Genomic DNA, 13,947 nt, shown 5'->3' on the forward strand with positions numbered 1-13,947 from the left:
GACTGCCGCACTTTCGCCTTTCACGCCAGTCGCAGATAGCCGAAAGGCCTGCACTACTGCACCCATCGCTGCAGAATTTGCTGCAGATCGGTGCGTTTGAAGGGCTTGGCCAGGTAATCGTTCATTCCGGCCGATAAACAGGCTTCCCGGTCGCCCTGCAAGGCATTGGCGGTCAGGGCGATGATGGGCACGCCAGCGCAGCCGGGCAATTGGCGAATCTGGCGGGTCGCCTCGTACCCATCGATGATCGGCAATCGGCAATCCATCAGGATCGCTTCGTAAATCAGACTCTCGGCACTGCGCACCGCTTGGGCGCCATCCGTCGCGACGCTGACAGTAAAGCCCAGGCTGCGCAACATTGCCTCGATAACCGTCTGGTTGACCGGATTGTCCTCGACCAGCAGCACATTGCGCCCGTTGCCCTCACCGGTGCCGGTGGGTGGCCGTGGCGTCAGTATCGGTAGCGTCTGTTTATAGAGCGCCAGCGGGATTTGCAGGGTGAACACCGATCCGCGACCCTCTTCGCTCTGGGCGCGCAAGGTGCCGCCCATGCGTTCAGCCAGGGTGCGGGCGATGGGGAGGCCCAGCCCGGTGCCGCCATAGCGCCTGGAAATGGAGCTGTCGGCCTGCTGGAAGGCATTGAACATCGATTCCAGGTGCTCGCTGGAAATACCGATCCCGCTGTCGCGCACCGCGCAGGTAAACCAGAGCAGTTCGTGATCCAGCCATTGCCATTGCGGCTCGATGGTGACGCGACCGTGCTCGGTGAACTTCAGCGCATTGCCGACCAGGTTGACCAGGATCTGCCGGATCCGCGTCGGGTCGCCCTGCACCTGCAGCGCGCGCATGTTATCGGGAATCAGCAATGCCAGATCCAGCCCGCGTTGCGCTGCGCTGTGCGAGAACGCCTGGGCGCAACTGCCGATCAGGTCCGCGAGGTTGAACGGAATGTGCTCCAGTTCCAGTTCCGAGCGCTCGATGCGCGAGAAATCGAGAATGTCGTTGATGACCTTGAGCAGGTGTTCGGTGGACTCCGAAGCCAGCGCCGCATATTCGAGCTGCTCCTCGGTCATCTCGGTGGTTTCCAGCAGTTGCAGCATGCCCATTACGCCATTCATCGGGGTGCGCAGTTCGTGGCTCATCATCGCGAGGAAATCGGATTTGGCGTTGTTGGCCTTTTCCGCCTCTTCGCGGGTCTGGATCAACTGCGCCATCGCCTGGTGCTGTTCGCGGCTGGCTTGTTCGAGACCGCTGGCGAGGTTGTTGATGTGTTGCGACAGCGCCCCGAGTTCGGTGTCGTCGACGATGGGCAGCGGGGTTTTGTAGTCGCCGTTCTGGATCGCCTTGACCGCATTACCGATGTCGCGCAGCGGCTGCGACAGGCTGCTCGCCAGGCGCCGGGCGATCAGAAACGTAAACAGAAGCGCGAACAATGCCAGAATCCCGGCCTTGAACAGGATTTCCTGCTGACGCTGACTGAAGGCGTCGTTGGACAGGCCGACAATGACCCGGCCCAGATAATCCTCGGTGGACGTGAGGCCGGGGGCTTTGCTGCCCTGGAAAAAGTCGCTGTGCAGCGCAATGCGTTGCAGTCGCACCGGGGCCTGGAAGACTTCGACCTGATGCGAACGGGTGTGGGTTTCCGACGGTTGTTCGACGTACACCAGAATCCGGTTGGCGCTGTCCTGAACTTCCAGGAAGCGCACATTGGGTGTGGCCAGCGTGGCCTTGAGCAAACTGTCGAGCACTTCGTTGTTGCCCGAAATCACCCCGTATTCGGTGGCCGGCGCCAGTTGGTTGGCAATCAACTGACCGGTGTGGTTGAGTTCCTGGCGCAGGTCCTGGATTCGCACGAAGGTGAAAAAACTGATCAACAGCAAGGTCAGCAACAGGGCAGGGCCGAGGCTGATGATTTGCGTGCGGGTGCTGATGTCCCAGCGACGATGGAAAGTCATGGGTGGCGCTCTCCTGCGGCCAACTGTGTTGCGACAGAGGCTTCATCTATCTGCTCGATACCTAATGAACGAGCCACTTGCGGATTGCTCAAGACCTGGAAGCGCTGCGGGTAGTGCGTCCGTGGCCAGTTGGCCGGTGGCTGGTCGAGCAGCGTGTCAAGAATCGCCAGCCAGTCGCTCTGATCGCTGTAGGTACTGGCCAGGCTTCCCGCCTTGACGAAACCGGCATTGGGACCGATCAACGCCAGCTGCCGTGCATAGCTGCTGAGCAACAGGTTTTTCGCGGTTTTCGGGTTGAACACATCGGGATCGTCGAGCCCCAGCAGCGCGTCGCTGTTGTTCAGCAAAGACTGGAGCGGGCGGCTGTCACGGGTGTCGTTCCAGCGCTCGGCGACGATTTCAAGACCCAGCGGCAAGGCGGCCTGGCGCAGTTCCTTCAAGAGAAACGCACTGTGACTGTCGTAGAGCACGCCGATTCGTCGGGCCTGGGGTAGAAGAATACCGGTCAGGCGCAATTGCCGGGCCAGCGGCGGATCGCTCCACAGCAGGCTCAAGTGCGGGGGCAGGGTGGCACCCAGGCGTTGGCGCGCTTGCAGGCGGCTGATGCGCAATACCAGTGTCGCCGGGCCCTGGGCCTCTTGCAGGCGCCAGTCGAGACTCGGCAGGTCCAGCAGGATCAAGCGGGTGCTGGCGGGCAGTTTGTCCGGTGCTGCCAGATGGGGCAGCGGCTGGAAACGCACGTTGTCGGCAGGGCGCAGCTCCCTCAGCGCCTGGGTAAAGGATTGCAACGCCTGGCTGTCCTCGGCGGCGATCAGCAGGATGTCGGCGGCCCGGACAGGCAGGCTGCACAGTAAACCACTGAGTGCCAGGCATAGTCCGGCCAGCAGGTGGCCAAGGGGTGATGGAGAGCCAGACGACACGACACGTCCTTGATAGCGAACAATTGGCGCGCATGGTAACCGAGCCGCTCGACTTTTCCAGTCACGATGGCGGCATTTTCCGCGGATTTATTGGTCTTCTTCGTACAGGTGCCGGTATTTGAAACGGGGACTGGCCGCCAGTGGGCTGCTCCGTATAATGCCGACATCGCCACTGGTATGGATTAACGGATTGCATATGACTGAACAGCGCCCGATTGCGGTCCTGGGAGGCGGAAGTTTTGGTACCGCCGTGGCTAATCTGTTGGCCGAGAACGGGCATCAGGTGCGGCTGTGGATGCGTGACCCCGAACAGGCCGAGGCCATTCGGATCAATCGCGAAAACCCGCGCTACCTCAAAGGCATCAAGATTCTGCCGGCCGTGGAAGCGGTCACCGACCTGCAAGCTACCCTGGAAGCCTGCGACCTGAGTTTCGTGGCGCTGCCGTCCAGCGCGCTGCGCTCGGTGCTGGCGCCGCATGCCGAACGTTTGCGCGGCAAATTGCTGGTGAGCCTGACCAAAGGCATCGAAGCCCACACCTTCAAGCTGATGAGCGAGATCCTCGAAGAGATCGCCCCGCAAGCGCGCATCGGCGTACTGTCGGGGCCGAACCTGGCCCGTGAAATCGCCGAACACGCCTTGACCGCCACGGTGGTCGCCAGCGAAGACGAAGACCTCTGCCAGCAGGTCCAGGCCGCGCTGCACGGTCGCACCTTTCGCGTCTACGCCAGCGCCGACCGCTTCGGCGTGGAGTTGGGCGGGGCGCTGAAAAACGTCTACGCGATCATCGCCGGCATGGCGGTGGCGCTGGGCATGGGCGAAAACACCAAGAGCATGTTGATTACCCGGGCGCTGGCGGAAATGACCCGCTTCGCGGTGAATCAGGGCGCCAACCCCATGACGTTCCTCGGGCTGGCGGGCGTGGGCGATTTGATCGTCACCTGTTCGTCGCCGAAAAGCCGCAACTACCAGGTCGGGTTCGCCCTCGGCCAGGGATTGAGCCTGGAAGACGCGGTGACGCGCCTGGGCGAGGTGGCCGAAGGCGTCAACACCCTGAAAGTGCTCAAGGCCAAGGCCCAGGAAGTTGGCGTGTATATGCCGCTGGTCGCCGGACTCCATGCCATCCTGTTCGAAGGGCGCACGCTGGAGCAGGTGATCGGTCTATTGATGCGTGCCGAGCCGAAAACCGACGTCGACTTTATTTCTACCAGCGGTTTTAACTGAATACTTATATCGACAGGGCAGGGAGCTGGACATGAACGATCCGAAAGTAGAAGCCAAGTACGAATCCATCCTGCTGCGTGTGCTGTGGATGATCGTCTTCTTGCTGGTCTGGCAAGTGGCGCAATTCATCCTCGGCGCGGTGGTGCTGGTGCAGCTGATCTATCGTTTGATTTATGGCGCCCCGAGCGCCAGCCTGATGAACTTCGGCGACAGTCTGAGCCAGTTCCTGGCGCAGATCGGTCGTTTCGGCACTTTTCACAGCGACCAGAAGCCCTGGCCGTTCGCGGACTGGCCGACGCCGCGTACGCCGGAAGGCGAAGCCCCACACGTTGTGGCGCCAGCACCGCATCCGGCTCGAGATGAGGAACCGAAATTATGAAACTCTGGGTATTGCGTCATGGTGAAGCCGAGCCACACGGTACGCGTCCGGACTCCGAGCGGGCCTTGACCGTCAAGGGGCGTGAAGAGGTATTGCGCAGTGCCGCCGAATTGATCGGCCAGCCGCTCACCGCCATTTATGCCAGTCCTTTCCTGCGAGCGCAGGAAACCGCCATGCTGGTACGTGAAGCGCTGGGCTTTCTACCTGAAATCCGCACCGTCGAATGGCTGACACCCGACTACCGCCCGCAAACGGTGGCGGAGCAGTTGGTATCCGTCGATCATGCGCTGCTGGTCAGTCATAACCCGCTGGTGGGTAACCTGCTCGGTTATCTTCAGCACGGCCATGTGCAGGATCCGGAAAGGGTCCCTACCGCCGGCCTTGCCGAGCTTGAAGGCGAGGGGCCGCTGGCAGGGGCGATGAAGCTCAAAGGAATCAAACACCCATAGCTGAATAAACCGGCCCCTGTGGGAGCGGGGCTTGCCCGCGATGCAGGCACCGCGGTTTTCCAAGGAGACCGAGTCGATTCAATCGCGGGCAAGCCACGCTCCCACAAGAGCGTTGCTGGTCTTGTGTGAAATAGTTGACCGAGCATTTGCTTGGTTGACTACGCTTGCTCCAGAACAAAAACACAGGAGCGAGTCGCATGTCAGCCGCTTATTGTTTGCCGCTGGACGTCTTCTACGAGCGTGAAGCCCGTCATCCCCACCAGCGCTTCCTGGTACAGCCCACGGGTGGCGGACAGGTCGAGACCCTGACCTGGGAAGACGTCGGGCATCAGGCCCGATGCGCCGCGCATTGGTTGCGTGCGCGGGAACTGCCCCAAGGTAGTCATATCGCCCTGATCTCGAAAAACTGCGCGCACTGGATCATTGCCGACCTGGCGATCTGGATGGCTGGCCATGTCTCGGTGCCGCTGTACCCGAACCTCACGGCCGAGTCCGTCGCCCAGGTACTGGAGCATTCGCAAGCGACGTTGGCGTTCATCGGCAAGCTCGATGACTGGCCGGGCATGTCCCGCGGGGTCAATCCCGATCTGCCGACCATCAGCCTGCCCTTGCACCCACCCGGCACTTTCGATTTCAGCTGGGCCGACCTGCAAGCGAGTTCGCCGATCCAGGATGATCCCAGGCCGTCCGCCGATCAGTTGGCGACGATCATCTACACCTCCGGCACCACCGGCCTGCCCAAGGGCGTGATGCACAGCTTCGGCAGTCTGGGGTTTGCCACCACCCATGGTACGCAGTTATTCGGTCTCAACGAGTCGGACCGGCTGCTGTCCTACTTGCCGCTGTGCCACGTCGCCGAACGGATGTTCGTCGAACTGGCGTCGATCTATGGCGGGCAGACGGTATTCTTTGCCGAAAGCCTCGACACCTTCCTGACCGATCTGCAACGTGCACGGCCGACCGTCATGTTCGGCGTGCCGCGCATCTGGACCCGGTTCCAGATGGGCGTGTACAGCAAAATTGCGCCAAAGCGTCTCGACTTTCTGCTGGGCCTGCCGGTCATCGGCAAGCGGGTGGGGCACAAAGTCCTCGCCGGATTGGGGCTGGATGCTTTGCGCGTAGCCTTGTCCGGTGCCGCGCCCGTGCCGCAGTCCTTGCTGCTGTGGTACCAGAAACTGGGGCTGGATGTGCTGGAGGTCTACGGCATGACCGAAAACTGCGGCTATTCGCACGTTGGCCGGCCCGGCGAGAACAAGCCCGGCTGGATCGGCAAGCCATGCCCCGAGGTGGAGGTGCGCATCGCGCCATCCGGCGAAGTGTGGGTGCGCAGCGGCGCCACCATGCTCGGGTATTTCAAGGAACCGGAAAAAACCGCTGAAACCCTCACGGAAGACGGCTTCCTGCGTACCGGTGACAAAGGCGAGCAAGACGCCGAAGGCAACCTGCGCCTGACAGGGCGCCTGAAGGAAATCTTCAAGACCAGCACAGGCAAATATGTCGCTCCGGCACCGATCGAGAATCGGCTGGCGGTGCATTCGCGGATCGAGCAGGTGTGCGTGGTCGGCGATGGATTGAGTGCGCCGCTGGGTTTGTGCGTGCTTTCGGCGGTCGGGCAACTGGACGCGGGCGGCGCCGCGCGCGCAGGCCTGCATTCCAGCCTGGAAAAGCTCCTGGAAGAGGTCAACGGTGTGCTCGACAAACATGAGCGCTTGGGGCGGCTGGTGGTGGTCAAGGACAGTTGGGCCGTGGAAAACGGCTTCCTGACGCCGACCCTGAAGATCAAGCGCAACATGATCGAAGCGGCTTACGGTGCCCGGTTCGAAGAATGGAGCGCGCGCAGCGAAGCCGTGCTGTGGCAGGATTGAGTGACGAATAAAAACCAACGAAGGATGTCAGCAATGAGTTTGTGGCGCACCACCCCCAACATCGAGCAGTTGAACGCACTCCAGAAAAACACCATTGGCGAAGTGCTGGATATCCGCTTCGAAGACTTCGATGAAGCGTCCCTGACCGCCAGCATGGTCATCGACCAACGCACTCATCAGCCTTACGGCCTGCTGCACGGTGGCGCCTCGGTGGTACTGGCCGAATCCGTCGGCTCCATGGCCAGTTACCTGTGCATCGATACCAGCAAGTTTTATTGCGTGGGCCTGGAAATCAACGCCAACCATTTGCGGGGCCTGCGCAGCGGGCGGGTGACGGCGGTGGCCAGGGCGATCCACATCGGGCGTACGACCCATGTCTGGGACATTCGGCTGACCAGCGATGAGGGCAAGGCCAGTTGTGTGTCGCGGTTGACCATGGCAGTGGTGCCGTTGGGTGAGAATCCGCCAGCGCGTTGATTGAGGGTTGATGGATCAAAAGATCGCAGCCCGCGGCAGCTCGTGCATCGCCTACCCTGCGATCTTTTTGAGATTTGCGACATTTCCTACCACCATTGCTGACAGTTATGGTCATTGCTGTAGGACCTCGTCTTACGGACAATCAAATCCTGTTCTCGCTCATGGATTTGCCTGTATGTCGCAACAGATTTTTTTCGCCCACGCCAATGGCTTTCCCTCGGGCACCTACGGCAAATTGTTCGCGGCGCTGGCGCCCGAGTATCAGGTGACGCATCTGGAGCAGCACGCCCACGACCCGCGTTTCCCGGCGGACGACAATTGGCACAACCTGGTCGACGAATTGATCCATCACCTCAAGCAGCAACCGGAACCGGTTTGGGGTGTCGGGCATTCCTTGGGCGGTGTATTGCATCTGCATGCCGCCCTGCGTTGCCCCGAGTTGTATCGAGGGGTGGTGATGCTCGATTCGCCGGTGCTGACCCGTACTGATCAATGGGTCATCCGCGCGGCCAAGCGCTTTGGTTTCATCGACCGCCTGACCCCGGCCGGTCGCACCCTGGGCCGTCGGGAAGAGTTCAGCGATCTGGATGCTGCGCGAGTGTATTTTGCCGGCAAAACCCTGTTTCGCAGTTTCGACCCGGAATGCTTCGATGCTTATCTGCAGCACGGTTTGCACAAGGTGGGCGACAAGCTGCGCCTGCGCTTCGACCCGGCCACGGAAATCAGCATCTACCGCGGCGTGCCCCACACCAGCCCCGGCCGGGCAGGGCAGCTGAAAGTGCCGCTGGCGGTGGTTCGCGGACACAAGAGCCGAGTGGTGATGCGTCATCACGTCAACTCCGTCGGGCGCATGCCCCTGGGCGAGTCACTGACCATGCCCGGCGGCCACATGTTTCCTCTCGAACGTCCCCAGGATACGGCCCTGCTGCTGAAGAATCTGTTCAGTCGCTGGGACGGTCGCCGCCCGCAGGAATGCGTATGAGCCCTGTCGTCGAAGAAGTTCGCCTGAGCCTGCCGCACATTGAATTGGCGGCGCATCTGTTCGGACCGCAAGACGGGGTGCCGGTGATCGCCTTGCACGGCTGGCTGGACAACGCCAACAGCTTTGCCCGGCTGGCACCGAAGCTCAAGGGCCTGCGCATTGTCGCCCTCGACATGGCCGGTCACGGTCACTCCGGGCATCGGCCTGCGGGCGCCGGTTACGCGCTCTGGGATTACGCCCATGACGTGCTGCAAGTGGCCGAACAGCTGGGCTGGAAACGCTTCGGATTATTGGGGCACTCGTTGGGGGCGATTGTTTCACTGGTGCTGGCCGGGTCATTGCCGGAGCGGGTGACCCATCTGGCCTTGATCGACGGCATCATTCCTCCTACAGACAAAGGCGAAAATGCCGCCGAGCGCATGGGCATGGCCCTGCAAGCACAGCTTGATCTAAGGGAGAAACGCAAACCGGTCTACCACACCCTCGATCGCGCCATCGAAGCGCGCATGAAAGGTCTGGTGGCCGTCAGTCGCGAAGCCGCCGAGCTGTTGGCGCAACGGGGGTTGATGCCGGTACCGGGTGGTTACACCTGGCGCACCGATAACCGTCTTACATTGCCATCGCCGCTGCGTCTGACTACCGAACAGGCGATGGCCTTCGTCCAGCGGGTCGGTTGTCCTGCAAAACTGGTCGTCGCGGCCGACGGCATGCTCGCCAGACATTCCGAGCTGCTGGAACGTCTACCCTTTAGCCCTGAACAGCTGCCTGGCGGCCATCATTTGCACCTGAATGACGAAACCGGTGCCGACCTTGTCGCAGACTGTTTCAATCGGTTCTTCGCCGTTCCTTGACTTGCGCCGGGCAACTGTCGAGGCTGGGCGGGTTGAAATGGGAGACAACCATGATAGATCTCTACACCGCAGCGACTCCAAATGGCCACAAGGTCTCTATCGTGCTCGAGGAACTCGGCCTGCCCTACAGGGTGCACGCCTTGAGTTTCGACAAGAAGGAACAGAAGTCCGAGGACTTCCTCAAGATCAATCCCAATGGCCGGATTCCGGCGATTGTCGACCGTGCCAACGGCGATTTTGCCGTGTTCGAATCCGGTGCCATCCTGGTCTATCTCGCTGAACTGAGCGGCAAGCTGCTGCCAAAGGACCCGAAAGGGCGCTCGGTGGTGCTGCAGTGGCTGATGTTCCAGATGGGCGGAATCGGTCCGATGCAGGGGCAGGCCAACGTATTTTTCCGCTATTTCCCGGAGAAACTGCAGGGTGCCATCGACCGTTACCAGCATGAAACCCGTCGTCTCTACGAAGTGCTCGACACACGCCTGCAAGCGGTAGAGTTTCTGGCGGGCGAGTACAGCATTGCCGATATCGCGACCTTTCCATGGGTTCGTGGCCACGAGTGGTCCGGCGTCGAGGTGGAGGGCTTGTCCGCCTTGCAACGCTGGATGGCGACCATGGAGGCGCGCCCGGCCGTACAGCGTGGTCTGCTGGTGCCCGAACGCATCGATGACGCCAGCGTCGTCAAAGGTGCCCAGGCCATGCTGATCCGATGAGCCTGACCATGCGTTCATTCCGTCTGCTGGTGGTGTGTTGTTTCAGTCCGTTAGCGTTTGCCGCCGATATTCCCGGCAGTCAGGACCTGCCGATCGTGCCGCGCATGACCGATGCGCAGATCGTCGACTATCGCCCGGCCACCGAGCTCGAGCGGATCTACCCGCTGGGTTCGATCCGCAAGATCAGCGGCCAGCTGCGCTTCGATGGTCAGGTCAGCGCCCGTGGCAATGCGACCTCGGTCACCTACGAGTTGCCACCGGAGCACTCGTCGCTCGACGCCTTCACGGCCGCCCGCGAATCCCTGCAGAAGCAGGATGCCCAGTTGCTGTTCTGGTGCCAGGCCCGGGATTGCGGGGAAAGCAGCCTGTGGGCCAACGATGTCTTCGGCAACGCCAAGCTCTATGGCGCCGACGATCGGCAAGCGTATCTGCTGTTGCGTCTGGCGGCGCCCCGGGACAACACCCTGGTGGCGCTGTACAGCATCACTCGCGGTAATCGCAAAGCCTATCTGCACGTCGAACAGTTCGATGCCGCGGCACCGTTGGGGGATTTGCTGCCGACGTCCGCGACCTTGCTGCGCGAGCTCAAGAGCACCGGTGAGCTCGATTTCCCCCAATTGACCGGAGATCCTGACGAGACCTGGCTGCGCTTGATCTCCCGTGGACTGAATCTTGATACCACCTTGCGGGTCAGTATTTCCGGGCCCAAGGCCGAAACCTGGCGCCAGGCCCTGATCGGGCAGGGCGTCCGTACGGCCAGAATGGAAGCGGGCAGTGTCGAAGGCTCTGGCCTGCACCTCGAACTGTTGCGATAAGCTGTATCGGGTGAACGTGCTCGCATGTTCACCTACTTTTTGGCTGACTGACTTTTTTCGAGACTGGGATGATCAATAACGATCGGCTGTTGGTGCAGATCCTGCTCCTGGTGCTGTTTGGCGCGAGCTTCTGGGTGATGGCGCCGTTCTGGTCCGCGTTGTTCTGGGGCGCGGTGCTGGCCTTCGCCAGCTGGCCACTGATGCGTTTGCTGACCCGCGGGCTCAACGGGCGCGAATCCCTGGCGGCGGCGCTGCTGACCATGGGCTGGATGGTGCTGGTGGCGGCGCCGCTGGTCTGGCTGGGGTTCAACCTGGCGGACCATGTGCGCGACGCCACGGCGTTCATCAAGGATGTGCAGGTCGACGGCCTGCCTGAAGCACCGGTCTGGCTGGGCAGCATTCCCTTGGTGGGCGAGCGGCTGGTGGGGATCTGGAACAGTATCGATCAGCAGGGCGCGGCGATGATGCTGGCGATCAAGCCCTATCTGGGCCAGGTCGGTAACTGGTTGCTGGCGCGCAGTGCGCAGATCGGCGGCGGGATTCTCGAGCTGACGTTGAGCATTGTCTTCGTGTTCTTTTTCTACCGCGACGGGCCGCGGCTGGCGGCGTTTGTTCATGGGTTGCTGCAGCGGCTGATCGGCGATCGAGCCGGCTATTACATCGAACTGGTGGCGGGAACGGTGCAACGCGTGGTGAACGGGGTGATCGGGACGGCGGCTGCCCAGGCGGTTCTGGCGTTGATCGGCTTCCTGATTGCCGGGGTGCCCGGGGCGCTGGTGCTGGGGATCGTCACGTTCATGCTGAGCCTGATTCCGATGGGGCCACCGCTGGTGTGGATTCCGGCCACGGCCTGGCTGGCCTGGAAGGGTGATTACGGGATGGCGGTGTTCCTCGGCTGCTGGGGGATGTTCATCATCAGTGGGGTCGACAACGTGCTCAAGCCTTACCTGATCAGTCGGGGCGGGAATTTGCCTTTGGTGATTGTATTGCTCGGGGTATTTGGCGGGCTGATTGCGTTTGGCTTCATCGGTTTGTTTATCGGGCCGACCTTGTTGGCCGTGGCTTACAGCTTGCTGACCGACTGGAGCAAAAGTCAGGCCCGGGTCGAGGATCGCCGGCCTTGAGAGGCCTCGCGGGTGCGCTGTTCGTCCTGGCAGATGATGCTGTGGGTGTGTGAATCGAATTGGACACAATGGACACAATGGACGCAGGGGCTAGGCTTGCGAGAGCCGACTCGACGATTTACCGATCATCGGGTCCCGCAGCGCCGCTGGTTCCGCTACAATGCGCGCCGATTTCGACCTGCCTGAGAGCCCACTCATGTCCGCCTGCCAGACTCCTATCATCGTCGCCCTGGATTTCCCTACCCGTGACGCCGCACTGAAGCTGGCCGATCAGTTGGACCCGAAGCTGTGCCGGGTCAAAGTCGGTAAGGAACTGTTCACCAGCTGCGCCTCGGAAATCGTCGGCACCCTGCGTGACAAGGGTTTCGAAGTGTTCCTGGACCTCAAGTTCCACGACATCCCGAATACCACCGCCATGGCCGTCAAGGCGGCTGCGGAAATGGGCGTATGGATGGTCAACGTGCACTGTTCCGGCGGTCTGCGCATGATGGCCGCCTGCCGCGAAGTGCTCGACCAGCGCACCGGCCCGAAACCGCTGTTGATCGGCGTAACCGTGCTGACCAGCATGGAACGTGAAGACCTGGCGGGTATCGGCCTGGACATCGAGCCGCAAGAGCAGGTGCTGCGCTTGGCCGCGTTGGCGGAAAAAGCCGGGATGGACGGCCTGGTCTGCTCAGCCCTGGAAGCCCAGGCCCTGAAATCGGCTCACCCGTCGCTGCAACTGGTGACCCCGGGGATTCGTCCCGCGGGCAGCGCCCAGGACGATCAGCGCCGTATCCTGACCCCGCGTCAAGCGTTGGATGCCGGTTCCGACTACCTGGTGATCGGCCGTCCGATCAGCCAGGCGGCGGATCCGGCCAAGGCCCTCGCCGCTGTGGTGGCCGAACTCGCTTAACCAAACACTCAAGATCAAATGTGGGAGCAAGCCCGCTCCCACATTGGTTTTGTGATCGGCTCAAGCGCTGGATTAAACCTTCAGAACCAACTTTCCGAAATTCTCCCCGCTGAACAACTTCATCAGCGTCTCCGGGAACGTCTCGAGTCCTTCGACGATGTCTTCCTTGCTCTTGAGCTGCCCCTTGGCCATCCAGCCAGCCATTTCCTGCGCGGCAGCGGCGTACTGTGCGGCGTAATCCATCACCACGAAACCTTCCATCCGTGCGCGGTTGACCAGCAGCGACAGGTAGTTGGCCGGACCTTTGACCGCTTCCTTGTTGTTGTACTGGCTGATGGCGCCGCAAATCACCACCCGTGCCTTCAGGTTCAGGCGGCTCAGCACGGCGTCGAGAATATCGCCGCCGACGTTATCGAAGTACACATCGACGCCTTTCGGGCACTCGCGCTTTAGCCCGGCGTGGACGTCTTCGTTCTTGTAATCGATGGCACCGTCAAAACCCAGTTCGTCGATCAGGAACCGGCACTTGTCGGCACCGCCCGCGATGCCGACGACGCGGCAACCCTTGAGCTTGGCAATTTGCCCGGCAATGCTGCCCACCGCGCCGGCCGCGCCCGAGAGCACCACGGTGTCACCGGCCTTGGGCGCACCAACGTCGAGCAGGGCGAAGTAGGCCGTCATCCCGGTCATGCCCAGTGCCGAAAGATAGCGCGGCAGCGGCGCCAGTTTCGGATCGACCTTGTAGAAACCCCGTGGCTCGCCGAGGAAATAATCCTGCACGCCCAAGGCACCGTTGACGTAGTCCCCGACCGCAAAATCCGAATGGTTCGACGCGATGACCTGGCCTACACCCAATGCACGCATGACCTCGCCAATACCGACTGGCGGAATATAGGACTTGCCCTCGTTCATCCAGCCGCGCATGGCCGGGTCCAGGGACAGGTATTCGTTTTTGACCAGAATCTGACCCGCGGCCGGCTCGCCGACCGGTACTTGCTGATAGGTAAAGGTCTCGCGGGTTGCCGCACCCACCGGACGTTTGGCGAGCAGGAACTGGCGATTGGTCTGGGTAGTCATGACAGGCACTCAAGATGAATGAAGTCTTGTTGATAGCCCTTGATGATCATTGCCGCAAGTCGCGCCGATGCCGCGAATGCAGTCCGATCCAGAACAGTGATGGCTGGCCCGGCAGCTTTATCACCGTCACTCATGGGCACTCAACCGGCCTTCTGATAGTGCTGCCGCGCGACGGATGCCTGTGGCTAGACTGCGGCACGCGAACCCCCGCATCTTCTCTACGAGG

The 13,947-nt window shown here is 61.5% G+C and carries 15 protein-coding genes; 11 read left to right on the forward strand and 4 right to left on the reverse strand.

The genetic code is table 11. The annotated features are described in order from the left end of the window. Positions 1–53: 53 nt before the first annotated feature. Positions 54–1,955 carry an ATP-binding protein gene (locus PMA3_RS05985; RefSeq protein WP_064676305.1) on the reverse strand — a complete coding sequence of 634 codons (1,902 nt, stop codon included), beginning with the start codon at positions 1,953–1,955 and terminating at the stop codon, positions 54–56. After that, positions 1,952–2,875 (reverse strand): hypothetical protein, encoded by a 924-nt coding sequence (locus PMA3_RS05990; protein ID WP_064676306.1) that lies wholly within the window; start codon positions 2,873–2,875, stop codon positions 1,952–1,954. The genes PMA3_RS05985 and PMA3_RS05990 overlap by 4 nt, the downstream gene beginning before the upstream one ends. Before the next feature lie 196 nt (positions 2,876–3,071). Here PMA3_RS05990 and PMA3_RS05995 point away from each other — a divergent pair, with 196 nt between their 5' ends. The 11 genes from PMA3_RS05995 (at position 3,072) to pyrF (ending at position 12,644) form a co-directional block, all read left to right on the forward strand. After that, positions 3,072–4,097 (forward strand): NAD(P)H-dependent glycerol-3-phosphate dehydrogenase, encoded by a 1,026-nt coding sequence (locus PMA3_RS05995; RefSeq protein ID WP_064676307.1) that lies wholly within the window; start codon positions 3,072–3,074, stop codon positions 4,095–4,097. Positions 4,098–4,128: 31 nt separating this feature from the next. Next, positions 4,129–4,476, forward strand: coding sequence for a DUF4389 domain-containing protein (locus PMA3_RS06000; RefSeq protein ID WP_064676308.1), 348 nt, complete (start codon positions 4,129–4,131; stop codon positions 4,474–4,476). Continuing rightward, positions 4,473–4,925: a phosphohistidine phosphatase SixA gene (gene sixA / locus PMA3_RS06005; RefSeq protein ID WP_064676309.1), complete on the forward strand. Its 453-nt coding sequence runs from the start codon at positions 4,473–4,475 to the stop codon at positions 4,923–4,925. The genes PMA3_RS06000 and sixA overlap by 4 nt, the downstream gene beginning before the upstream one ends. 197 nt (positions 4,926–5,122) lie before the next feature. Next, positions 5,123–6,790 (forward strand): AMP-binding protein, encoded by a 1,668-nt coding sequence (locus PMA3_RS06010; protein ID WP_064676310.1) that lies wholly within the window; start codon positions 5,123–5,125, stop codon positions 6,788–6,790. 33 nt (positions 6,791–6,823) lie between these two features. Then, positions 6,824–7,267, forward strand: coding sequence for a hotdog fold thioesterase (locus PMA3_RS06015; protein WP_064676311.1), 444 nt, complete (start codon positions 6,824–6,826; stop codon positions 7,265–7,267). Positions 7,268–7,442: 175 nt separating this feature from the next. After that, positions 7,443–8,249: an alpha/beta fold hydrolase gene (locus tag PMA3_RS06020; RefSeq protein WP_064676312.1), complete on the forward strand. Its 807-nt coding sequence runs from the start codon at positions 7,443–7,445 to the stop codon at positions 8,247–8,249. Continuing rightward, a complete protein-coding gene (locus tag PMA3_RS06025) occupies positions 8,246–9,100 on the forward strand; it encodes an alpha/beta hydrolase (RefSeq protein WP_064676313.1) in 855 nt (284 codons plus the stop codon). Before PMA3_RS06020 ends, PMA3_RS06025 begins: the two co-directional genes overlap by 4 nt. A gap of 50 nt (positions 9,101–9,150) precedes the next feature. Further along, on the forward strand, positions 9,151–9,810 hold the full coding sequence (locus tag PMA3_RS06030) for a glutathione S-transferase family protein (protein WP_064676314.1): 660 nt from the start codon (positions 9,151–9,153) through the stop codon (positions 9,808–9,810). A gap of 8 nt (positions 9,811–9,818) precedes the next feature. Then, the gene (locus PMA3_RS06035; RefSeq protein WP_064680619.1) at positions 9,819–10,625 is read left to right on the forward strand and encodes a DUF4892 domain-containing protein; all 807 of its coding nucleotides are present in this window, start codon (positions 9,819–9,821) and stop codon (positions 10,623–10,625) included. Positions 10,626–10,693: 68 nt separating this feature from the next. Beyond that, positions 10,694–11,749, forward strand: a complete 1,056-nt coding sequence (locus PMA3_RS06040) for an AI-2E family transporter (RefSeq protein ID WP_064676315.1) — start codon at positions 10,694–10,696, stop codon at positions 11,747–11,749. Between the two features lie 196 nt (positions 11,750–11,945). Then, entirely contained in the window at positions 11,946–12,644 is a 699-nt protein-coding gene (pyrF, locus tag PMA3_RS06045) for an orotidine-5'-phosphate decarboxylase (RefSeq protein WP_008148060.1), read from the forward strand. Positions 12,645–12,716: 72 nt separating this feature from the next. On the opposite strand, the gene PMA3_RS06050 is transcribed toward pyrF, so the two are convergent. Then, a complete protein-coding gene (locus PMA3_RS06050; RefSeq protein WP_064676316.1) occupies positions 12,717–13,721 on the reverse strand; it encodes an NADP-dependent oxidoreductase in 1,005 nt (334 codons plus the stop codon). Beyond that, positions 13,718–13,855, reverse strand: a complete 138-nt coding sequence (locus PMA3_RS32615; protein WP_161491134.1) for a hypothetical protein — start codon at positions 13,853–13,855, stop codon at positions 13,718–13,720. The genes PMA3_RS06050 and PMA3_RS32615 overlap by 4 nt, the downstream gene beginning before the upstream one ends. Between the last annotated feature and the right edge of the window lie 92 nt (positions 13,856–13,947).

This window comes from Pseudomonas silesiensis (assembly GCF_001661075.1).
Classification (GTDB): Bacteria; Pseudomonadota; Gammaproteobacteria; order Pseudomonadales; family Pseudomonadaceae; genus Aquipseudomonas; species Aquipseudomonas silesiensis.